This window comes from Deltaproteobacteria bacterium (genome assembly GCA_017302835.1).
Taxonomy (GTDB): Bacteria; Bdellovibrionota; Bdellovibrionia; order Bdellovibrionales; family Bdellovibrionaceae; genus UBA2316.
In genome coordinates, this window is sequence record JAFLCC010000005.1 from 181,632 (window position 1) to 203,458 (window position 21,827).

Here is a 21,827-nt window from a genome sequence, read left to right on the forward strand (position 1 = left end):
AAATGAATCTTAAATCTCTTCCTGATGCCGAAATTAAAACAATGATTCAGGTTCCTACAAAACATGGAGATTTTAATTTTGTTTCTTTTAAGGGCTTATTAGATGAAAGAGAGCATCTAGCCATTATCTCTGGTGAGGTTTGTTCTAAAGAGAATGTGTTAGTCCGCCTGCATTCTGAATGCTTAACAGGTGACGTTTTTGGTTCGAAGCGTTGTGATTGTGGAGATCAGTTAAATGAAGCTTTAACAAAAATTAAAGCGGAGGGCGGAGCTATTCTTTATCTAAGGCAAGAAGGTCGAGGTATTGGTATGTATGATAAAATAGAAGCTTATGCCCTTCAAGATTTGGGGAGTGATACCTTCGAAGCCAATGTCAAATTAGGTTTGAACGAAGATAGTCGAAATTACTCGGTAGCAGCCCAAATGATCAAAGCTTTGGGAATTAAATCCATTAGATTACTGAGTAATAACCCTGATAAGGAAAAACAGCTTAAGGATTTGGGTATTCTCATTACGGAAAGAACGGCAACCAAGGTATTTGTAAACCCTCATAACCGAAGTTACCTCCAAGCTAAAGTCGATAAAAAAGGCCACTCGATTAAGTTTTAATAGGGGGTACGCCTATGCCTCAACTCCTCGTTCTCTTTGCCCAACCGTTGGGCAAAGAGAAGGACTTGTCTCTAATGTGCCCAACCATGTTAGCGATTTGGGACTTCAGTGATTTTTGATGGTATTATTGGAAGAACAGATAGTTCATGCTGGGCCCATAGAATTTTGTCGCGGGTTTCAGTTAAAGTTTTTCTTGCCGAGTGGGTTTGGGATCTGGCGGTAGATAAAGATTCAAAAAGTGAAGTTCTCTGGCGCATGATATACCCTGGTTCCGAGCAGACATTTTTGCTCTCATCTCTTTTAAGTGCTTGGTTATAAACATTTACAACGTGGCACTGCAAGAGGTTAGGAATTGAAGAGTAGGCACGGGAGACATTATTTTCACTGATTTCAAGACCTTCAAGTAAATGGGATTGATTCGTTTCAAATTCTTTTTTATCAACAATAAATTGAGTCAAATATTCTTTTCGTCCTTGAAAATACCCTGGTAGAAAATCAACTTCTTGTTTGGCATTGCAAACTTTTTGGTAGACTTGCCCCGATTTACCATAAGAGTAGCCTTTTTCTTGAGTGCAAAAAATGATTAATCCCTCTGCAAACCGTTTTTTCATCAAGCTGGGCTCAAGACCATCACAAAATTTAAAAAAAACAGGTTGTCCTTGAAGGGCTCGTTTATAGATTTCATCGTAACCACACATTTTTTCGCGGCCTAATTTAAATCCTTGATCTATTTGTGTGGCATTGATGCGATCAACGCCTTTGCAGTCTTTAACAAAGGCATCTTCTTCAAGGTACTTCCCTTGAAACGCAATATTTTGCGAGTATTCAAACCAATTTGTGTTTTCACATTTATCTTTAAGGGCCCAGCTAGAGCAGCCTAAATTAAAAAATAAATGGGTTAATAATAGAGGTAGCAAAATTTTAGTACTCAGACTTATTTTAAATTGTTCCACGGATAGCTCCTAATGATTCAAAAATCTTGCAGAGATTTTAGAGAGCTGTCAAATTTTCTCGGCACGCCACACTAAAAACGAGGAATCAATTATGTTTTTTGCCTTCAATGAATGTATGTATTAAAGGAGAGGATGAAATAGGGAGATGAGAAATGAAAATTGGCATACCTAGGGAAATACATGCAGGTGAAAAACGAGTGGCACTGACCCCTGATGTGGCAGAGAAAATGATAAAACTAGGATTTTCAATACTTGTTGAAAGAGATGCGGGAGTTTTATCTGATATTTTGAATGAAGATTATGAGAAGGCGGGCTGCCAAATCATTTCTGACTCCCTCAGTTTATGGAAGCAGGCAGAGCTGATCCTGAAAGTGCGTGCGCCCGAGATGAATGCTCAGCTTGGAAAAAATGAAGTGGAGCTTCTAGAGAAAGGTCAGACCTTGATTTGTTTTGTTTGGCCAGGTCAGAACCCTGAATTGTTAAAAAAATTAGCAGCAAGTAAAGCCCATGTCCTGGCGATGGATTGCATTCCAAGAATTTCTCGAGCTCAAAAAATGGATGCCTTAAGTTCCATGGCAAATATTGCTGGTTACCGTGCCGTCATCGAAGCGGCTCATCATTTCGGAAGATTTTTTACCGGTCAAATAACGGCAGCTGGGAAAGTCCCTCCAGCTAAGGCTTTAGTGATTGGTGCTGGGGTTGCTGGTTTAGCAGCGATGGGCACCCTAAGTGGTCTCGGCGCTGTGGTGCGAGCCTTTGATACACGTCCTGAAGTGAAGGATCAAGTGAAGAGCCTGGGGGCTGAATTTTTAGAATTAAATTTTATTGAAGAAGGCACGGGTCAAGGTGGTTATGCTAAACAAATGAGCGAAGCCTTTATCAAAGCAGAGATGGAACTTTTTGCCCAGCAGGCAAAGGAAGTCGATATTCTTATTACCACCGCTTTGATCCCTGGGAAAAAAGCCCCGACGCTGATCACTCAAGAGATGGTCAAGTCGATGAAAGCTGGAAGTGTGATTGTGGATTTAGCAGCTGAGCAAGGTGGAAATTGCGAGCTCACAGAACCAGGAAAAGTGGTGATAAAAAATGGAGTGACTTTGATTGGGTATACGGACCTGCCAAGTCGTTTAGCAAAACAATCCAGTCAATTGTATGCAAGTAATTTGTGGCGTTTATTAGAAGAACTGACTCCAAAAAAAGATGGCGTGATCCATATCAACCTAGAGAACGAAGTTTTACGAGGGGCCACCATCGTCAATGCAGGGGAGATTCTGTGGCCACCACCGCCGCCGCCATCCATGGTTTCTGTGCAAAAAGCTGTAAATGATTCGAAATTATCAACGCCGGCTTCCACCTCAACGCAAGCTTCAAGTAAGGCACCCGTAAAAGAATCTAGTTTGTTGTCTTTGCTTATTCCCTTATTCGTGAGTGCGGTGACTTTGTTAGTTGTCGGTCAATGGGCTCCTCCAGAATTTTTGGCGAGATTTACGGTCTTTGTTCTTTCATGTTTTGTGGGATACATGGTGGTATGGAATGTGACGGCGTCTTTGCATACGCCATTAATGAGCGTGACCAACGCGATCAGTGGAATTATTGCTATCGGTGCTTTTTTACAGATATCTTCGAGCCATGTTGTGGTGCAAGTTCTTGCGGGTTTGGCCATCCTTGTTGCCACGATAAACATTGTGGGCGGTTTTACCGTAACACACAGAATGTTAAAGATGTTTCGAAAATAATTAATTTGATGGATATAATTTCTCAATAATGGAGATTGGTGATGATTTCAGAAGGTGTTTTCACAGCGAGTTACTTAGGAGCAAGTGTTTTATTTATTCTTAGTTTAGGTGGACTTAGCCATCAGTCTTCCGCGCGACGAGGTAATTATTATGGAATGCTAGGAATGGCTGTGGCCTTGGTAGTTACTTTTTTGAATCCCCAAGTGCAATCAATAGGTTTCTTAATTGCAGCGGTATTGATAGGTGGTGTGATTGGTTACGTCGGTGCGCAAAAAGTTAAGATGACAGAAATGCCAGAGCTTGTAGCGATCTTACACAGCTTCGTTGGCTTGGCCGCGGTTTTGGTGGGTTATAATAGCTTTGTCGAATCGAGTGGCGAAAATTTTCAAGGGTCTGGGTTTCTCATTCATGAAATGGAAATTTATTTGGGTGTTTTGATCGGTGCTGTTACTTTTTCCGGTTCCGTAGTGGCCTTTGGAAAATTGAGTGGTCGGCTCAGTGGAAAATCGTTGTTGTTACCAGGAAGGCATTTTATGAACTTAGCCATAGGTTTGATGGCCTTGGCTTTGGGTGTTTGTTTTTTATGGACTGAAGATTTTCAAATGAAAATTTTTGTACTTTCAGGAATGACTGTTCTGGCTCTTCTCTTTGGTATTCACATGGTCATGGCCATTGGTGGTGCCGACATGCCCGTTGTCGTGAGCATGTTAAATAGTTATTCTGGCTGGGCGGCCGCGGCTACAGGGTTTATGCTTTCTAATGATTTATTAATTGTGACTGGAGCCTTAGTTGGCTCAAGCGGAGCGGTGCTCAGCTATATCATGTGCAAAGCGATGAATCGAAGTTTTATAAGCGTTATCGCTGGTGGATTTGGATCAGAAAATAAAAACACAGCCTCTGCTCTTTCGACGTCGACAGCAACGGAGCCACAGGGTGAGGTGACAGCCATGTCGGCAGAGGAAGTGGCCAATCAATTATTAACTAGCAAAAATGTGGTGATTGTTCCAGGTTATGGAATGGCCGTTGCCCAAGCTCAGCATACTATCTATGAAATCACTCGGAAGCTAAAGGAAAAGGGAATGAACGTACGTTTTGCAATTCATCCTGTTGCTGGTCGAATGCCAGGGCATATGAATGTGCTTTTAGCGGAAGCCAAAGTTCCCTACGATATTGTTTATGAAATGGAAGAAATTAATCATGATCTTCCCAGTACAGATATGGTTATTATTATTGGCGCCAATGACATAGTCAATCCAGCTGCCCTTGAAGATCCTACAAGCCCTATCGCAGGAATGCCGGTCTTAGAAGTTTGGAAGTCCAAACTAACCATCGTTTCAAAGAGAAGTATGGCCCCTGGCTATGCAGGAGTGGATAATCCTTTATTTTACAAAGAGAACACCCGGATGCTCTTCGGTGATGCCAAAGTGAGAATGGACGAGATACTTAAGTTTCTTTAAGGCTTTTCAAATACACTCTAAACAACTCAAAATAAGGGAGTGCCTCCCCAAAAAGGTTTAGAATATCTTTCCCTTCCAGAGTTCCTTCAGAAAAAAATCCATGGGAAGGATTTCTATCCCCGATTCTGTCAGTCTTGGTTGATCAGCTAAACAAATAATTATTTTTCTTTTGATTGGAAACTCTTCCGCCAAGGCAAGAAGCCCCTTCGACTGGTTTGGGTTAACTCCTGCTTTCACCTCAAAGGCAAAAATTTCCTCGATTCCATGGTGGACGACAAAATCGACTTCCAAATTTGAAGTGGATCTCCAGTAGTTAATTTCATGAGGCTTAAACTTATATGAAAGATACGCTTTTAGTTGAAGATATACATAGTGTTCAACAGCCTTTCCGAACTCAATTGATCCTGGAGTTAGACTTGAACGACGGGTTAAACAATGAGCTACTCCCGTATCAAAGAAATAAAATTTTGCTGTCGACATGGCTTTTCTTTTTTTCGTTTTTGTAAAACCTGGAACCAAATCACCGATGAGAGTATCGACTAATATTTGATAGTAGTCGCGTACCGTTGACGGCGCTACCTGAGCATCATTTCCGATCTCATTAAAATTCACTTGCTCTGAATTGGCTAAAGAAAGAATATCTAAGAATCTTGAAAAATTATCCAATGAGCGCACGAGGCTTTCATTTTGAATTTCCTCTTTAAGGTATAAGCCCACATAGTCAGACAACCGCCGTTTGGGGTTCTTCGCCAGTGTGACACTCGGAAGTCCCCCATTTTCAAGTTGTGACAAAAAATTCGAATGAAATTTAAAATCATTTGCAAATTCCGGAAAAACAAGAGGGTGAAACAGCACCTTTGAAGCTCGTCCACCAAGTAAATTCACCCCGAATAGAGTCTAAATTCAGAATTCTTTTATACACGCCACCTCCGCTATTATTCAATAGCTTAAATGGGGTCTTGGGCTGATTTAAGGGACCTTAGGGAAATATAAATGAAGAGGTCCATTCTGAATCTTTCAATAAGAACTCTCTGCGGCGGTGAATGCGGGAGGGGCGTTCTTCCCAGAATTCAAAACGTTGGGGACTCAATCGGTAACCGCCCCATTGAGGAGGACGGGGAACGGGGCCGACATGAAACTTTAAAGTAAATTCAACAACTCGTTTCTCTAATTCGTATTCGCTGCTCATGACTTCACTTTGTTTGGAGGCCCATGCGCCGATTTGACTTAAGCGGGGACGAGTTTGGAAGTAGTCATCAGATTCTTGCCCAGAGGTTTTTGCTAAGGTTCCAGAAATACGAATTTGTCTTTGTAAGGATTTCCAGTAAAAGCAAATCGTTGCCTGGGAACAAAACTCAATATCCTGAGCTTTTTTACCCTGATAATTTGTAAAAAAAACGAAACCTCTTTCATCAAAAGACTTCATGAGGACCATTCGCACATCAGGCATGCCTAAAGAAGAAACCGTTGCTAGAGCTATAGCTTCAGGATAGCTTTCTTCTTTTTTTTTGGCTTCTTCAAACCATTCTTTAAAAATATCAATTGGTGCTATGACTTTTGACATGGATCGTTTCCTCAGACTTCTTAAGCACGCTCTAACATAAGGAATTTTTACCGTCACTGATTTAATTTTTTCAATTTGTTATTGCTTTTGTAAATATTTTTATACTAATTTGTTTAAATCCAATAATTGCAAAAGTTTAAAGTCAGCTATTTTTTGCTTGGGAATCGTTTCATATGATGAAACATTATTATGCAAAGAACTCGCCTGTCTAAAAATTTTTTCAGTAAAATTTGGGTATAGAAATTTTCAACAGTTGGCTTAATCTCAATAAAGGGACTGCCATATTGTTAGGAGAGGACCAAAAGATGAGGCTAGTGATATGAATAACACAAATTTAATTAATTCTGGTGACACGGCTTGGATTCTAACTGCCACGGGATTAGTTCTTTTAATGACTCCAGGTTTAGCGATGTTCTATGGTGGGATGGTTCGTAAAAAAAATCTTCTCTCTACCATGTTTCAAAGTTTTATTTCCATGTCTGTCGTTAGTCTTTTATGGGTCCTTGTTGGATTTAGTCTTTCCTTTGGCGATAGTTTGGGTGGAATTATCGGAAATCCCTTGACCTATCTTGGCTTTCAAAATGTAGGATTTTCACCCAATGCAGTTTACTCGGCCACGATTCCATTTGCTCTCTTTGCTCTTTTTCAAATGAAGTTTGCTATTATCACACCGGCCTTAGTTTCTGGGGCCTTTGCCGAAAGAATCCGCTTCAAGGCCTATCTTCTTTTTCTGGTATTTTTCAGTTTAGTTATTTATGCTCCTATCGCCCATTGGACTTGGCATCCTGATGGTTTCCTCAGGAAAATGGGAGTTCTTGATTTTGCCGGTGGTACGGTAGTTCATATTTCTGCGGGAATTGCCGCCCTCGTCGCAGCGCTGATGATGAGAAAACGAGCTAACGCTGAACACATTCCAAGCAATATTCCCTTTGTCATGCTAGGAACAGGTCTTCTATGGTTTGGTTGGTTTGGTTTTAACTCAGGATCAGCACTAGGGGCTAATTCTCAAGCTGTACAAGCCTTTTTAACCACGAATACCGCTTCCGCAGCAGGTATGTTGACGTGGTTACTGCTCGATTGGTGGAAAAAGGGAAAACCCTCAGCTCTTGGAGCTTGTATCGGAGCCGTTATTGGCCTTGTCGGAATTACGCCTGCCGCTGGTTTTGTGAGTGTGGGGTCAAGTGTTCTTATAGGTACCATTGCCTCCGTAGCGGCTTATTACGTGGTGGCGCTGAGATCTCGTACCGAAGTTGATGACACCCTCGACGTTTTTCCTTGTCACGGTATTGGTGGAATTGTCGGAATGATCATGACGGCTGTTCTGGCCCAAGATGTGGGTTTGATAGCAGGTAATACCAGCACTCTCAAAGCCCATCTTATCGGTTTGATTGTCGTTGTTACTTACACGGCGGTGGCTTCTTATCTTGGATTTAGTCTTATCCGCAAAATTTTACCTTTAGAAATAGATATCGAGGCAGAGACTATTGGTTTAGACCTTCACCAACATGGAGAGCACATAGGTGAAACCATGGGAATCCAAGGTCGCGTTTAAAAAATCAAATAATTCTTCACTTTGTATTTTCAAACCAACTCTTTGAGAAGTCTGAGGCAATGGCAATGTTCGATTCCATTGCCATCGATATATTCCTTTTTCCCAAGAATGTGAATTTGAAGGGCGCGCACGTTTTTATATTTTGATTTGAGATAGCGCAAGCCCTTTGAGGTCTCTTGGTCTGTCAGTTTGGTTTCAATAAACATCACTGGTTTGCTATTTTCTAAAATTATAAAATCAACCTCGTGATCATATTTGTCACGATAAAACCTTAAGTCTAAATCTCGACCCTGAACATCCTGTTCAAAATAAACCCACTTTAACAAGTGAACCGCCACAAAATTTTCAAATCGATGCCCCGGTTCTATAATTGCGTTCCAATCGTAAAAAAATATCTTTTGTGCTTTTTTAATTGCCTTAATTTTTGGTGGTCCAAATGGCGAGACCTTAAAGATAGCATAGAGTCTTTCCAAGGCATTCACCCACTTAACTAAGGTTTTTTGATCCACCTGAATGTCTTCGGACAGACTATTTGCTGAAAATAGCCCACCGACCAATGCTGGCAGTCTTTGAAAAACAATCTCCACTGTCGCAAGATCATGAAATTGCTCGTTCGACGCAACTTCTTGCCGAACGATCCTCTCTCTATAAGATCTTGACCATCGATTACAGCCGACCTTTGATGCTTTAAAATAAGGTTCAGGAAAACCACTTAATTCATATAAGTCTAGGACGTCTTGATTGTTTGAAAGTTTCAATTCATTCACTGTTAATGGCATTAATCGAAGAAAGTGATAACGACCCTGAAGGCTGTCACCACCTTTTCTTAAGATATCCAGCCTGGCACTTCCTGTTACCAAAATTTTCTGATCCGATTGAAATTTATCAACTAGTCCCTTTAGGTAATTTCGCCATTTTTTATACTTGTGAATTTCATCAAACACCCAAAGAGAACTTTTCTGAAACTCCTTGGCAAGAATTCGCGATCGATCTTCATCGATATCCCAATTCATATAGTCACAATTTTTCATTAGAATTTTAGAGAGGGTTGTCTTGCCAACCTGGCGAGGACCAGCGAGTAAAACCATTTTTTCATTCAAATCCTCTAGAATTTGCTTTTTTATGTATCTTTCCATAAGTTTTACTATAGACTTTTTTGGATACCTGTCCAATTAATTCTGGACTTTTTTGGATAGGTATCCAAAAAAGTCCTTCTAAGGCTTCGCAATTTATGTCAAATTCAACCGACCGCCTTCTCATTGAGAATTAAAATTTTCCACATCATACAGGGTTAAAAAGTATGTATCAAAGTGATTCGTCTGAAATTAAGATCGTCGATTTCCTTCAGTTTTTCTAAAACACGTTGATTTCTTGTTTAAGTTTTTCAAAAAACATCCGATCCAAAGTCTAGCATTAAGGTCTAGTATTAGGATCTAAAATCTAGAGGAGTGTTCAGATGAAAATAGGACGTTGGCTGTTGGCACCTGTATTGACTGTGCAACTTTTGGGTTGCGTTCCTAAGGTACCTGAAAAAGTAGTTCAACCTGCTTCGTCATCTCCGACAACTCCCACGCCCGAGAAGGCAATTAATTTTGAGCCTATGTCCCTTGAAATTAATTCGGGATTGAGCCTGACAAAAAACTCTCAAGTGACTCTTAACCTGACCGCTCAGCAGGCAGGAGAAATGTATATCACCACTGATTCTACCTGTTCCAGCGGGGGCGTTTGGGAAACTTATGCTCCAAGTAAGGACTACACACTCCCTCTTGCAAATCAAATGAATGAAATTTATTTTAAAGTGCGATATGTAGATAATAGCAGCACAAAAACCATGATTCAGGAATCAGCCTGTGTCGGTGGAGCCTCTGTCCTGCATGATAATCTGCCCCCAGCCGTAGCTATCACCTCCCCCGCAGCAAATAGTTATGTGAATTTGAATAATGTAAATGCCTTAACCCTTGGTGGAACCTGCTCTGAAGAGGGGCAAGTGGTGAGCCTTTATGGATCCTACGGAGCGACGAGTACTTGTGTCAGCGGAACATGGTCAGTCACCCTGAATCTGAATCTCTTAGTGGATGGACCACTTCAATGGAGTCTCACGCAGACAGACCTTGCTGGAAATACGACAACCACGGCGACATTTCCTCTTACAAAGGACACAGTGGCACCAACGAACAATAGTTTTCTTATCCAAGGCGGTGCCTCTTATTCGAAAAATTTCAATGTGACCCTGAGCTTGGCAAGTCTTGGTGCAACCAAGATGTATGTGACGAACTCGCCGACTTGTTCTAGTGGAGGAGCATGGGAAAGCTTTGCGAGCTCAAGATCTTGGACCTTGCCATATGCGAACTCCTTAAATACGGTTTATGTAAAATATCAAGATGTGGCAGGGAACCTAAGCCCCTGTTTGAATCAATCCATCATTCATGATAACTTTCCACCCAGTCTGAGTTTTGATAGCCCACTGGCTAACTCCATTATTAATTTAGCCAATGTGACCCCATTGGGAACTCACAGGGACTTGCTCTGAAGAGGGAAAAAGCGTGGTCATTTCTGGGGCCATTTCCAGCACGGTCACCTGTACTTCAGGAAACTGGAGTGCTAGCCTCAATGCCACGGCTGTTCCTAATGGTTCCGTCACGCTTTATATTAATCATCAAGATGTGGCTGGAAATTCAGCGTCTCAAATCACTCGGATTTTTTCAAAAAATACAACGGTTCCCACATTGACCCTCAGTTCACCGGTCTCTGGATCCGCAGTAAATATAGCCAATCAAAATGCGGTTACTTTTAACGGAACCTGTTCCGAATCCGGGCAGCCTGTTGTTTTAAGTGGAGCTATCACGAGTTCAATATCTTGCGCTGGTGGAGTTTGGAGTGTTTCCTTTGATCTTTCTGGATTTCCTGATGCTCCCTTTAGTCTGGCCTTTGATCATCAAAATGCCGCTGGTAATTCTGCAACTCAAGTTGTTGCTGTTTACACGAAAGACACCCTAGCTCCCACGATCAGTTTTTCCACGCCCTTGGCTTCGGATTACATTAACTCAAGCAATGTGACATCCGTTCTTGTTTCAGGTTCCTGCAGCGAGAACACGCGCACCATTAGCATTTCGGGATCAGTGAGCACTTCGACAACTTGCAGTTCGGGAAGTTTTAGCAAATCAGTTAATTTTTCCGCCGTTCCCGATGGAACAATCACTCTTAATGTAGACCATGCCGACGATGCGGGAAACCCAGCCACTCAGGCCACGGTGAGTTTAACTAAAGATGTAGTGAGTCCCAGCGCCAACAGCCTGGTTATCAATGGAGATACAGCCATCGCGGCGACGACGGCAGTGAACCTTTCCTTGAGTTCTACAGGAGCCTTTGAAATGTATCTCACTGAAGATCCTGCTTGTTCCAGTGGGGGAGTATGGGAATCTTTTGCGACGACGAAAGCTTGGAATTTAACCGCGACCAATGCTTCGGTATCAGTGTACATGAAAACCAGAGATCTTGCCGGAAACACCAGTGCCTGTGTCAGCGATAGTATCATTCACGATGACACGGCTCCAATTTGGCTTGATGTTCCTTTTCACGCCGCCATTTATAATTCTTTGATAGAGTCTCCTGCCGTGACTTATACGGAATCAGCCACGGATGATTTGGGTAGTGGTGTGCAAAAATACCAGTATGCTATTGGAACGGGGACAACCGGGGATTTAGCGTTTGATATAGCTCCTTGGACAAATGTAACGGGAGGAGCGTTCACGGCCACAGGTCTTTCCTTGACTGAAGGTGGAACCTATTATGTGAACATGCAGGTAATTGACAATGCTGGAAACTTAACTCAACAATCTTCTGCGGGTTGGCTTGCCGACACCACACCTCCAGTTTTGACAGTGAACACGCCCGTCAACAATGAGCTCATCACTGAGCCTGAATTCGCCGTTGCTGGTTCCTGTGACAATGCCTACACCATTGAAATTACCTATGGGGCGAATATCACAGGCCCATCCACTTTGACCTGCACGGGAGGCGTCTACAAGCTTTATGTGGAAATTACAGGGACCTCGGGAACGCGCACTTTGACCTTAAGTCAAACGGATAGCGGTAATAACATCACATCGTTACCGATGACTTACAATTACCAACTTCGAATGTCTTTAAATGGACAGATCTTGACCATGCAAAAACTTCCCGATGGCAGCACTCTTTTTGGAGGTACCTTTAACAGCCTTTCGCTCAACCGTGATATGTACCTGGTTCGAACAAATTCAGATGGAACCAAAGACACCAGTTTTACGACGGGTTCTGGTTTTAATGGGCAGGTCTATGCCTTTGCTGAAATGGCAGATGGAAATATTCTTGTTGGCGGAGATTTCACAACCTATCGGGGCAGACCCGCAAACCGAATTGCTAAAATAAATTCGTCCGGTGTTTTAGACACTACATTCAATCCTCCCTCTGGAAACAATGGTGCGGCGGGAATTGTTCGCACCATCGCAGTTCAAGGAACAAGTATTTATCTTGGAGGCGACTTTACAAAATATCGGGGAACAACGGTGAATCGTATAGCCAAATTGGATGCCAACGGGGTTCTGGATACCACTTTCCTCAGTACGGGAACTGTTGGATTTTCAAGTGGATCGATTTATTCCGTCGCTGTGGGAAGCGGCGTGGTCTATATCGGTGGTTCATTTACATCTTATCGCGGTGGTGTTGCCAACCGTATTGCTAAGGTAGATTCGATTACAGGTGCATTAGATACCACTTTTAATCCTTCATCTGGTAGTAATGGAGCCAATAATAATGTCAGAACTATTGTTTTGAATGGAACAGATGTTTTTATTGCGGGTGACTTTACGGCCTACCGAGGGACAGCTCTTAAGTACTTAGCCAAACTTTCTTCGAGTGGAGTTCTAGATGGAACCTTTTCGACAACCACTGGACCCAGTGCTGCGGTTTACAGTATCGTTACGGATGGAGTGAGCTTGTATCTAGGAGGTACTTTTACCACCTATAAATCCGCAGCTGCGAATCGCATTGCAAAGGTAAACCTCACAACGGCCGCTCTGGATACAAATTTCAGCCCCAGTTCTGGCGCTAATGGAGCTTCAAGTACTGTGAATGCACTGTATCTTTCAGGAGCTACCTTGTACGCGGGTGGGCTTTTCACAACCTATAGAAATTTAAGTGCTGTTCGTGTTGCCAAAATGGGTACGGATGGGGTTTTAGATACGACCTACAATCCCAGCAGCGGGGCCAATGGAGCTAGTGGTAATGTGAATGCGATTCTAGCAAGTACCAATGGAGTCTATGTGGGTGGAAATTTTTATTCTTATCGAAATTTTTCAAAGGCAAATTATATTGCAAAAATTGATAGTGCGGGAAATTTGGATACGACATTTAACTCTCAAAGTGCGGCCAATGGATTTAATAATAATGTTCGCGCGATAGCTCTTTCTGGTTCTACGATTTTTGTGGGTGGAGATTTTACCACTTACGGAGGAGCTGCTGCCAATCGCATCGCTAAACTTGATTCCAGTGGAGTTTTAGATACCACCTTTAATCCTGCTTCTGGTAACAATGGCGCTAATAGCAGTGTCTGGGCCATTGCCATCAGCGGTTTGGATTTATTTATTGGAGGAGATTTTACCAGTTACAAGGGCACCGCTTTAAAGTATCTTGCCAAATTGAATTTTTCAGGAACTTTAGATGCTACTTTTAGTACGACAACGGGGCCGAGCAGCTCTGTCTATGCCCTTGTTATCAGTGGATCTAACGTTTATATCGGAGGTAAATTCACGACCTATAAAAGCGTCTCTGCCAATCGTGTTGCTAAATTAGATTACACCAATGCCGCTTTGAATACGACATTTAGCCCCTCGGCTTCCAATGGCGTGAACAACAACGTTAATACCCTTCTCATTAACGGAAGTTCCTTATATATGGGAGGAACCTTTACAACCTATAAAGGGATCACTGTCAATCGTATCGCGAAAGTTGATACGAGCAGCGGTGATTTAGACACGACTTTTAAAAGCACAGGCACGGTGGGTTTTGGTAGCACTGTGAATGCTCTTGCTAGCGATGGGACCTCTTTATATGTGACTGGGGCTTTCACCACCTATCGAGGTGCTTCTGCCAAATATCTTTCTAAAATTGCTTTAGGCAGTGGTCTTCAGGATTCGGTTTTTGTTGCTGGCAATGGGCTTAGCGGATTTGGAGTCGTGGGTAGCTCTTTGTTCTGGGACGGGTCTAATCTTTTGGTTGGAGGGATTTTCACTTACTATCAAAATTACCAATTTCCTAATTTTGCCATAGTCAATGCGAGTGGAGTTGCTCAGTAAGAGGAGGTTCCACTTTTGAGTCAAAGGTGAAACCCCTGGTTTAGTATTTTTTTAACAACTTTTTGGCAAGTTCGAGCTGAGCCGCTACGGCTGTAGGGGAAGTGCCCCCCCTGGAACTTCGAGAATTCATGACGGCTTCATGAGAAAGAATCAACAAAACATCCTGTTCAAAAACAGCGCTCGTTTTTTTTAATTCAGGCAAAGTGAGGGCTTCCATTTTTATTTTATTTTCTAAGCAGTACTGAACCAACTTGCCAACAATCTCGTGGGCGATGCGAAAAGACACTCCTTTGGTGACGAGATAATCAGCCAAATCCGTTGCGTTGGAAAAATCTCCCTCAAGGCTTGATTTCATTTTTTGCGCTTTAAACGAAGCTTTCGTTAACATGAGATGGGTCAGACGCAAACATGATTTCAAAGTGTCAACACTTCGAAATAGAAATGTTTTATCTTCTTGTAAGTCTCGATTGTAGGCTAATGGCAAGGCTTTCATCATGGTCAGGGCTCCCATCAAATCGCCATAGACCAAGCCAACTCGTCCCCTGATAAGCTCTGCCACATCTGGATTTTTCTTTTGAGGCATGATGCTTGAACCAGTGGTGACCTCATCGGCTAATTCAACGAATCCAAATTCGGGAGTGCTCCACAGGACCAGCTCTTCGCTCAGTTTTGAAAGATGCATCATGGATAGAGAAGCCGAGGATAAAAATTCAACGATAAAATCGCGATCACTGACAGCATCTAAACTGTTTTCACATAGGGAATCGAATCCTAAATCGCTGGCCAACTGAAGACGATCGGTAGGAAATCCAGTTCCTGCAAGGGCTGCCGCCCCCAGGGGAAGATGATTGATCCGTTTTTGTGATTCATGAAATCGCTCGCGGTCCCGTTCGAGCATCCAAAAATACGCTAGCAGATGCTGGGCGAGGCTCACTGGTTGAGCATGCTGAGTGTGGGTCATTCCCGGCAACAAGGTATGCAGATGTTCAGAAGCTTTTTGGACTAAAAAACCTTGGAGTTTGGAAATAATTTCTTCTATTTCAGTGACTTCAGTTCTTAAATAGATCCGAATATCTGTGGCCACTTGATCATTGCGACTTCGAGCGGTGTGGAGCTTGCCAGCGATACTTCCAATTTTTTGCGCCAATTTCTTTTCGATATCGGAATGGATATCTTCAGAGCAGGGATCTATAGTAGAAGTACCAGACTCTAGGTCTTTGGCGATATCTGCTAATCCTTGAATGAGGAGCTGGGCCTCAGAGGGCGGAATAATATTCTGCCTACCCAGCATTTGAGCATGGGCGATGGAGGCTTGAATATCCACTTTCCAAAGGCGTTGATCGATACTCAGAGAGCTCGTAAAAGATTCCACCTCTTTGTGCGTATCTTGAGTGAAGCGACCACCCCAAAGTTTAGACATAATTACCTTCTTTTTTTCAAAAGCTGTTGGTACATGCGAGCTTGCAGTCCAAAGTTTTTTACGGAACCTGTACTTTCCCTTTGATCAAAGGTTGTTGTATCAAAGGAAGCCAAGTCTTCAGAGTACAGGGCCCAATCAGATTTCCTGCCAACGACGGTTAAGTTCGCCTTATAAAGTTTTAAAATCACATGCCCACTCACACGTTTTTGTGTTTCGCCGATGAAGGCTTCTAAATCTTCTTTTAAGGGGTCCCACCAACGTCCTTCGTAGGCCAGATGACTCCATTCTTGATCGATCAAACTTTTAAAGCGAATTTCATCCCGAGTGAGAACCAAATTTTCCAAGGCCCTATGGGCTTTTAAAAAAACCGTGGCGCCAGGGCATTCATAATTTTCGCGAACCTTTAAGCCCATCATTCGATCTTCCATAATATCGATGCGACCGATACCGTGAGCTCCGGCTATTTGGTTCATTTGCAAAACCAAATTAGCAGGACTGCGTTTCTCGCCATTGATAGCCACGGGCACGCCATCTTGAAATTGCAAATCAATGACCAGTGGTTTGACTTCTGCTTTTTCTGCAGATTGGGTCCATTGAAATATTTCTTCGGGTGGGGTAAAGTCTGGCTCTTCTAAACGACCGCCTTCAATGGATCGTCCCCAAAGGTTTTCATCGATACTCCAAATTTTTTCCAAGCTTTGCTGGATAGGCACGTTATTTTTGAGAGCATATTCAATCTCCCAAGTGCGAGTCATGTTTTTTTCACGCACCGGTGCATGTATCACGGCCGAAGGCATTAGGCTTCGAATGCCAAATTCAATCCGGTACTGATCGTTTCCCTTTCCCGTACAGCCATGGGCAAAGGCCTGAATTCCTAGTTTCTCTGCTACTTCCACTGCTTTTTTGGCGATCAAGGGGCGGGCGATCGAGGTCGACATCGGGTAACCTTGGTACTCCCCGTTAGCTTGCAAGGACTTCCAACAAAACTCTGTCGTAAATTCCTCTTGAGCATTGACAGTATAATGTTCTGTTCCTAATATTTTTGCCTTTTCAGCGGCGACTTTGATTTCTTCCGGAGCTTGTCCAACATCGACAGTGACCGTCACCACCTTGTGATAACCATATTCTTCTTTCATCAGGGGAATACATATAGAGGTGTCGAGACCTCCACTATAAACTAAAAGTACTTTTTTTTCTGACATATTTCATCCTTTACATGAAGCACATGAAGGCTAATATTGATATTGCAAATAACAGCTCATGAATATTTATGCAAATATATGCAAAAATATGCATAAACGCAAGCTTATTCTTGATTTATTTAGATTTGTTGTTAATGTATGCAGCATTGATGCATATAAATGCAGCTGAAATGCAGAGACATTTCTATTGAAAAGTCTATAAATACAAAGGAGCGCGGCATGTTTTCAATCCATTCTCATCATTTCTTAACAGGTGAAGAATTATCTCAATTGGAATTACTAAACTTATTGAACGTGGCTGAAGACCTCCGAAAATCTCGAGGAACTAAAGCCATTAAACCTCTTGAAGGAAAAAGCCTTGCTTTGATTTTTGAAAAACCGTCCTTAAGAACAAGATTGAGTTTTACGGTGGGTATTCAAGAGCTCGGTGGGCAAGTGATTGAGCTCAACTCGAGTCAAAAAAAATTCGAAGAACCCGAAGACACCATTCGAGTCTTACAAGGAATGGTTCATGGTGTGATGCTCAGAACCTTTGAACATAGCAATCTCGAACGAATGGTCACTAAATCGAGAATTCCAATTATCAACGGGTTGTCGGATCTTCACCATCCTTGCCAGGCCCTTGCCGACTTGCAAACCTTGCTACAAAACTTTGGAAAGCTCAAAGGTTTGAAATTAGCTTATGTAGGTGATGGAAATAATGTTTTACATTCGCTTTTACTATTATTGCCAATGGCGGGTGTGGATGTTCATTATTCCTGCCCCAAAGGCTTTGAACCCGATCCGTCGATTCTAGAAAGAGCCCATTTACGAGCCGCCAAAACGGGAGCTAAAATTCGATCTTTTAAAACTCCCAAAGCGGCAGTTAAAGGTGTGAATGCCATTTCCACAGACGTGTGGACCAGCATGGGATCTGAAGATAAGGCTTCAACCAGAGAAGGCGCTTTTACTGGTTACCAGGTTAATTTGGAACTTTATAGCCATGCAAGGCCTGGAGCTTTGGTGATGCATTGTTTGCCAATGATCAAGGGGCTAGAAATTACTGCCGAGATGGTGGAGCATCCGTGCTCTGCTTTATTTCAACAGGCTGAAAACCGACTCCACTCACAAAAAGCCTTGATGTTAGGAATTTGGAATGGGCTTCGTCACTATGCCCCCTATTCCAATGCCCATCATTCCCTTGAATGTCTGCATGAAGAAGTTCATCAAACTTTAGAACTTCAAGCGCGCTCTTAATATTCTTTCATTCATTTTAGTTTAATTTTTTAAGGGTTCGGATGTATTCTTCCAATAGCTCTGTGGATTCTATTCTTTCCTGATAATAATCCGCAAGTTTTTGATGATCCACGTTTTCATTTACCTTTAAAAGCGCTTTTAATTTCATATCCGTATTCATTTTAGCGCTTTTTGAATATCCTAGTTCTTCTAAGGCTTCATGAATGTAAATTTGTTTTTCAGCATTATCTTTTGCTGATCCTATGGTTGAAACAATTTCACACAAAATACTATGGACTTTAAAGGATATGGCTAAAGGATTTGAAACTTCTGAAGGGGTCATCTTCAAATATTTGCTTTCGGTTAAAAGAGGATTTGCCTTTATTAACTCATTTAAAAAGGAGTCCACTTTTGTGGAAACGGTTAGAGAATGATCATATTGAGTGAAACCATTTAAGTTTTGCACATGGATGACGATCCAACGAATTCTTCTTCGGAGTTCATGTAATCCTTTTTCAATATCTGAATGGGTGAACTTTCGTTTCTTGATGTCTTTTGACAACCTCTCCAATTCTTTAACAAGATAGCTTATATGAATTTTCTTATCCTCTTTGGCTGATTTCCATTTTGGAAAATCAACAAGATTTTTACGTATTTTTTTAAGGGAAAGTTCATCCTCTAAAGCTGAGAAGAAATCGCCTTCGGATTTTTGCTTTAAGTCTTTAAAGTGGGAAACGAGTTCTGGTTCTTTTAAATCTTTCGATAATTGCAATAAACTGGCTTTTAAATCGACTTTCCCTAAAAGACCCTCAAATTTTTTAAATAAGTTTAAATAGTTAAGAAAGAATGAACTTTTATCTTCTTCATAGGCTAAATTATAAACGCGAGCTTGATCTTCCATACGAAAAAATAAAACTCTGGCTTCCGACAGTAATAACTGATCATTCGCTTCATCCATACCCAGATTTTTGATCTTAAGTAATTGGTCATTTAAGATGTCTAAATTTTTTGTAAATATTTGCAATCCCCAATTTTTATTTTCATCGTAGCTCTTAGTATAGCTAGCAAGGCAACTGGAGGAACTCTGAGAAGAGCTAATGCTTGCGGCGAAGATCATCAGCAATGGCAAAAAGAATTTTTTTTTCATAGAACATCCTTCTTATCAAATTATGGTTTAGCTAATTTATGATTTAGCTTATTTATATCTTAGCTCATTTATGGCTAAGCTATGACTAGTTAAAGTGCTAGTTCAAGGCACTTGATTTCGTCTCTGTTCAGAACAATTACAGAGCTGGGTTCTGTCGTTATCGAATCCTGACGAACATTATTTTTAATGTAATTAATCCAAGATTTAAGTTTATCTTCTTCACAAGCGCAAGGTGCCTGATGATCCATTTTGCACAATCGAGAAGTAAAGATGCGAACGTAGGTTCGAATTAAATTCCCCTTCAAGGTTTGATCCTCAAGAATTTTTTGTTTGTCTTCTAAACGAAATGGTTCTTCATTTGTTTTGGAATAACCAACACTCATAAAAAAGGTGAGGGCGATGATCATCGAATTTAAAATTGAAATGATTTTTGAATTTTTCAAGGTAGGACTCCTTTTGGTTGGCCGAACCTACACCATATAATGCCTTGTGTCAATATTATAAATTCAAAAGAATCCTTGGCTTTTAAGAGATTTGAATAAAGCTAAATTTTGCCTGTAGTAATCATCATAGAATTTAATAACATGATCTTTCTTTTCTACGGTTAATTGAATTAAATAAACGGGGAGTGGAGACTTCAGGACCATGGAAAGGGTTGGCTTATTGGACTCTCCAGGCTTGGCGACAAAATTCATAATTTTATCCCTGGTCCAGCTGGTGGCACGTAATAAATACTCTGCAAAGTCGATAGGTTTCTCAAGACGAACACAACCTGAGCTAAGAAACCTATAATTTTTGGCAAACAAATGTCGGTCTCCAGTATCATGGAGGTAAATTGAAAATCGATTTGTCATCGAAAATTTAACCACACCCAGGGCATTGCTATAACTAGGCATCTGTACCAACTGAAAATAAACATTCTCTCTGGTGACTTCTTGCCAATCAATAGAGTAGGGGTCAATTTCCTCGTCGCTGTTTACATCGATAACTTTAAAGTTTCCTCTGTTTAAATAACTAAGATCTTTTTGTAAGATCCTTAATTTATCTTTAAAGAACACGCTCAAGGGAACGGTCCAAGTGGGATTCAAAGTGACACTCACGATCTTATCTTTCATGGAGGGAGTTTTTCGAGTTACCTGGCCATTGATGGTCTTAAATTGCAGAATGGGATCGTGGTCTTGAAGATTATTATCAAAAACTTTTATAGTCTGGTTGGCAATATTGACAAAGGCATATCGATTTTCAAGTTCCCTGGGAAGCCATCGCAACTTTTCCATCTGCAACTGAATTTCTACAATTCGAGTCGAGAGTGGAACGTTAATATATTGCCAAAAGTAAGAATCAGGTTTTATGACCTTTTCTGAATTAAGTAATTTATTTGCGTAAATATCTTTGACTGCAAATTCCAAGTCAGGATCAAAACGTTTATTGAAATAGGAAAAATGATAACCAAATAAAGATAATTTATGTTTGATTTGTAAAACAACTTCATTTTCTGAGTTTAGTTTTAAAGTTTCCGGAAATGGGGTGATCAAAGGCCAATTGGAACTAGCTTCTAGATTTTTAAGATAGATTAACATTTCTTTAAGTTGAAGAAATGGCTCTGACTTGGGACCTAACTCTGAAAACAAATCCTTTGGATGATTCAAAAGATTTAAAGTAAGGGCCTGATAATCTGAAAATTTATTTCTTTCAAATTCGATATCCTTGGCTACCGACTTTGGAGGGATCCTTCCGGTAATATGATGAATGAGTGCTGAAAGAATACTTTTTCCTAAGAGCAATTCAGATTCTTGATTTAAATAAACTGGATTTTCCTTAAAAGTCTTCCATTGCTTCAAACCATAGTTTTCTGAAATCAATCCATTTTCTTCAATTTGTTTGTAAATACTTTCCAATGATTCTCCAGTTGGGGTCCACTGGCCATTTTGGATAAAAAAAGGCTCAAAATCATGACTTTGATAAAAAAGCCCCAACTCACTCGTCAGCAATTTGTTTTCTTGAAAGTACTCCTGTAAGGACTCTTTCGTTTGAGAATAAGAGACCAAGGAAAATGATAAAATAAAATTAAAAATGAAAATTTGTAAACCCATAGAATTCCTAATAACAACCTCTTAAACTTCCTAAGTTTATTTTTTATCCTTAACGATCGCCTTATCTTTTACTTTAGCCTCATCTTTTGAAGAAACTTCTAAAATATTGAGATCCTCATCTAACTTAAATTCTAATTTAGAATTTGTGCTTTGGCTTTTTGAGACATTTAAAAACAAAGAGTCAAAATTTTTGTGATCTAATCTCAAATAAAGAACTTGTTTGTTTTTCTTTAAGATAACGAGCTTTCCTTCCTCATCGTCTTTAGTTTTTTTTACAGAGTCGATGATAATTTTTGTTTTTGGTAATGCATAGCAACTGCTGAACGTGATTACTAAAAAAGTGGTACATATTCTATGCCAAAAACCTATTTTCATTGGATTCCTCAGGATGATAGGAAGCCGTTATACCTTAGGTAGATGAGTAGGGATAGAATAAAAAATTTGTCCCAATGGAAGACACTTTTTTTTACCAAAGTGCCCCAAAAAAAGCATGAAACTGTTTAAAGCTAAGACAGTTTTACCGTACTATTGAGCCACGCCAGACTTAG

General features: G+C 41.0%; 17 protein-coding genes. 7 read left to right on the forward strand and 10 right to left on the reverse strand.

Translation table 11 applies throughout. The annotated features are described in order from the left end of the window. Window positions 1-2: 2 nt before the first annotated feature. Window positions 3-608: a GTP cyclohydrolase II gene (gene ribA, locus J0M15_07425; GenBank protein MBN8536868.1), complete on the forward strand. Its 606-nt coding sequence runs from the start codon at window positions 3-5 to the stop codon at window positions 606-608. A gap of 89 nt (window positions 609-697) precedes the next feature. Here ribA and J0M15_07430 read toward each other — a convergent pair whose 3' ends face one another. Then, window positions 698-1,561 carry a DUF2799 domain-containing protein gene (locus J0M15_07430; protein MBN8536869.1) on the reverse strand — a complete coding sequence of 288 codons (864 nt, stop codon included), beginning with the start codon at window positions 1,559-1,561 and terminating at the stop codon, window positions 698-700. A gap of 152 nt (window positions 1,562-1,713) precedes the next feature. Here J0M15_07430 and J0M15_07435 point away from each other — a divergent pair, with 152 nt between their 5' ends. Further along, window positions 1,714-3,297 (forward strand): Re/Si-specific NAD(P)(+) transhydrogenase subunit alpha, encoded by a 1,584-nt coding sequence (locus tag J0M15_07435; GenBank protein MBN8536870.1) that lies wholly within the window; start codon window positions 1,714-1,716, stop codon window positions 3,295-3,297. A 44-nt stretch (window positions 3,298-3,341) separates the two neighbouring features. Next, window positions 3,342-4,754: a Re/Si-specific NAD(P)(+) transhydrogenase subunit beta gene (gene pntB, locus J0M15_07440; GenBank protein ID MBN8536871.1), complete on the forward strand. Its 1,413-nt coding sequence runs from the start codon at window positions 3,342-3,344 to the stop codon at window positions 4,752-4,754. Window positions 4,755-4,811: 57 nt separating this feature from the next. On the opposite strand, the gene J0M15_07445 is transcribed toward pntB, so the two are convergent. Continuing rightward, window positions 4,812-5,639, reverse strand: coding sequence for a DUF4143 domain-containing protein (locus tag J0M15_07445; protein MBN8536872.1), 828 nt, complete (start codon window positions 5,637-5,639; stop codon window positions 4,812-4,814). A 94-nt stretch (window positions 5,640-5,733) separates the two neighbouring features. Then, window positions 5,734-6,318 (reverse strand): pyridoxamine 5'-phosphate oxidase, encoded by a 585-nt coding sequence (gene pdxH / locus J0M15_07450; protein MBN8536873.1) that lies wholly within the window; start codon window positions 6,316-6,318, stop codon window positions 5,734-5,736. Between the two features lie 319 nt (window positions 6,319-6,637). Between pdxH and J0M15_07455 the strand changes: the two genes are divergently transcribed. Further along, on the forward strand, window positions 6,638-7,870 hold the full coding sequence (locus tag J0M15_07455; protein MBN8536874.1) for an ammonium transporter: 1,233 nt from the start codon (window positions 6,638-6,640) through the stop codon (window positions 7,868-7,870). Between the two features lie 29 nt (window positions 7,871-7,899). On the opposite strand, the gene J0M15_07460 is transcribed toward J0M15_07455, so the two are convergent. Then, entirely contained in the window at window positions 7,900-9,006 is a 1,107-nt protein-coding gene (locus tag J0M15_07460; protein ID MBN8536875.1) for an ATP-binding protein, read from the reverse strand. Between the two features lie 320 nt (window positions 9,007-9,326). On the opposite strand from J0M15_07460, the gene J0M15_07465 reads away from it, so the two are divergent. Next, window positions 9,327-10,400: a hypothetical protein gene (locus J0M15_07465; GenBank protein ID MBN8536876.1), complete on the forward strand. Its 1,074-nt coding sequence runs from the start codon at window positions 9,327-9,329 to the stop codon at window positions 10,398-10,400. 13 nt (window positions 10,401-10,413) lie between these two features. Beyond that, entirely contained in the window at window positions 10,414-14,202 is a 3,789-nt protein-coding gene (locus tag J0M15_07470) for a hypothetical protein (GenBank protein ID MBN8536877.1), read from the forward strand. A 40-nt stretch (window positions 14,203-14,242) separates the two neighbouring features. On the opposite strand, the gene argH is transcribed toward J0M15_07470, so the two are convergent. Together argH and J0M15_07480 are read right to left on the reverse strand one after the other, a co-directional pair. Further along, window positions 14,243-15,622 carry an argininosuccinate lyase gene (gene argH / locus J0M15_07475; GenBank protein MBN8536878.1) on the reverse strand — a complete coding sequence of 460 codons (1,380 nt, stop codon included), beginning with the start codon at window positions 15,620-15,622 and terminating at the stop codon, window positions 14,243-14,245. A gap of 2 nt (window positions 15,623-15,624) precedes the next feature. Then, entirely contained in the window at window positions 15,625-16,824 is a 1,200-nt protein-coding gene (locus J0M15_07480) for an argininosuccinate synthase (GenBank protein MBN8536879.1), read from the reverse strand. 219 nt (window positions 16,825-17,043) lie between these two features. On the opposite strand from J0M15_07480, the gene argF reads away from it, so the two are divergent. Next, complete coding sequence (gene argF / locus J0M15_07485; GenBank protein ID MBN8536880.1) at window positions 17,044-18,060, forward strand: ornithine carbamoyltransferase; 1,017 nt, start codon at window positions 17,044-17,046, stop codon at window positions 18,058-18,060. A 16-nt stretch (window positions 18,061-18,076) separates the two neighbouring features. On the opposite strand, the gene J0M15_07490 is transcribed toward argF, so the two are convergent. The 4 genes from J0M15_07490 to J0M15_07505 all read right to left on the reverse strand — a co-directional run bounded on the left by J0M15_07490 (window position 18,077) and on the right by J0M15_07505 (window position 21,654). Then, window positions 18,077-19,186: a hypothetical protein gene (locus J0M15_07490; protein MBN8536881.1), complete on the reverse strand. Its 1,110-nt coding sequence runs from the start codon at window positions 19,184-19,186 to the stop codon at window positions 18,077-18,079. 89 nt (window positions 19,187-19,275) lie between these two features. Then, entirely contained in the window at window positions 19,276-19,629 is a 354-nt protein-coding gene (locus tag J0M15_07495) for a hypothetical protein (protein ID MBN8536882.1), read from the reverse strand. Window positions 19,630-19,692: 63 nt separating this feature from the next. After that, window positions 19,693-21,279 carry a L,D-transpeptidase family protein gene (locus J0M15_07500; GenBank protein ID MBN8536883.1) on the reverse strand — a complete coding sequence of 529 codons (1,587 nt, stop codon included), beginning with the start codon at window positions 21,277-21,279 and terminating at the stop codon, window positions 19,693-19,695. Window positions 21,280-21,315: 36 nt separating this feature from the next. After that, on the reverse strand, window positions 21,316-21,654 hold the full coding sequence (locus J0M15_07505) for a hypothetical protein (protein MBN8536884.1): 339 nt from the start codon (window positions 21,652-21,654) through the stop codon (window positions 21,316-21,318). Between the last annotated feature and the right edge of the window lie 173 nt (window positions 21,655-21,827).

What these genes read in the sequence shown, in the direction of transcription:
- ribA (MBN8536868.1), top strand. Translation starts at nt 3, where the DNA reads ATGAATCTTAAATCTCTTCCTGATGCCGAAATTAAAACAATGATTCAG.
- J0M15_07435 (MBN8536870.1), top strand. Translation starts at nt 1,714, where the DNA reads ATGAAAATTGGCATACCTAGGGAAATACATGCAGGTGAAAAACGAGTG.
- pdxH (MBN8536873.1), bottom strand. Translation starts at nt 6,318, where the DNA reads ATGTCAAAAGTCATAGCACCAATTGATATTTTTAAAGAATGGTTTGAA.
- J0M15_07455 (MBN8536874.1), top strand. Translation starts at nt 6,638, where the DNA reads ATGAATAACACAAATTTAATTAATTCTGGTGACACGGCTTGGATTCTA.
- J0M15_07460 (MBN8536875.1), bottom strand. Translation starts at nt 9,006, where the DNA reads ATGGAAAGATACATAAAAAAGCAAATTCTAGAGGATTTGAATGAAAAA.
- J0M15_07465 (MBN8536876.1), top strand. Translation starts at nt 9,327, where the DNA reads ATGAAAATAGGACGTTGGCTGTTGGCACCTGTATTGACTGTGCAACTT.
- argH (MBN8536878.1), bottom strand. Translation starts at nt 15,622, where the DNA reads ATGTCTAAACTTTGGGGTGGTCGCTTCACTCAAGATACGCACAAAGAG.
- J0M15_07480 (MBN8536879.1), bottom strand. Translation starts at nt 16,824, where the DNA reads ATGTCAGAAAAAAAAGTACTTTTAGTTTATAGTGGAGGTCTCGACACC.
- argF (MBN8536880.1), top strand. Translation starts at nt 17,044, where the DNA reads ATGTTTTCAATCCATTCTCATCATTTCTTAACAGGTGAAGAATTATCT.
- J0M15_07490 (MBN8536881.1), bottom strand. Translation starts at nt 19,186, where the DNA reads ATGAAAAAAAAATTCTTTTTGCCATTGCTGATGATCTTCGCCGCAAGC.
- J0M15_07500 (MBN8536883.1), bottom strand. Translation starts at nt 21,279, where the DNA reads ATGGGTTTACAAATTTTCATTTTTAATTTTATTTTATCATTTTCCTTG.
- J0M15_07505 (MBN8536884.1), bottom strand. Translation starts at nt 21,654, where the DNA reads ATGAAAATAGGTTTTTGGCATAGAATATGTACCACTTTTTTAGTAATC.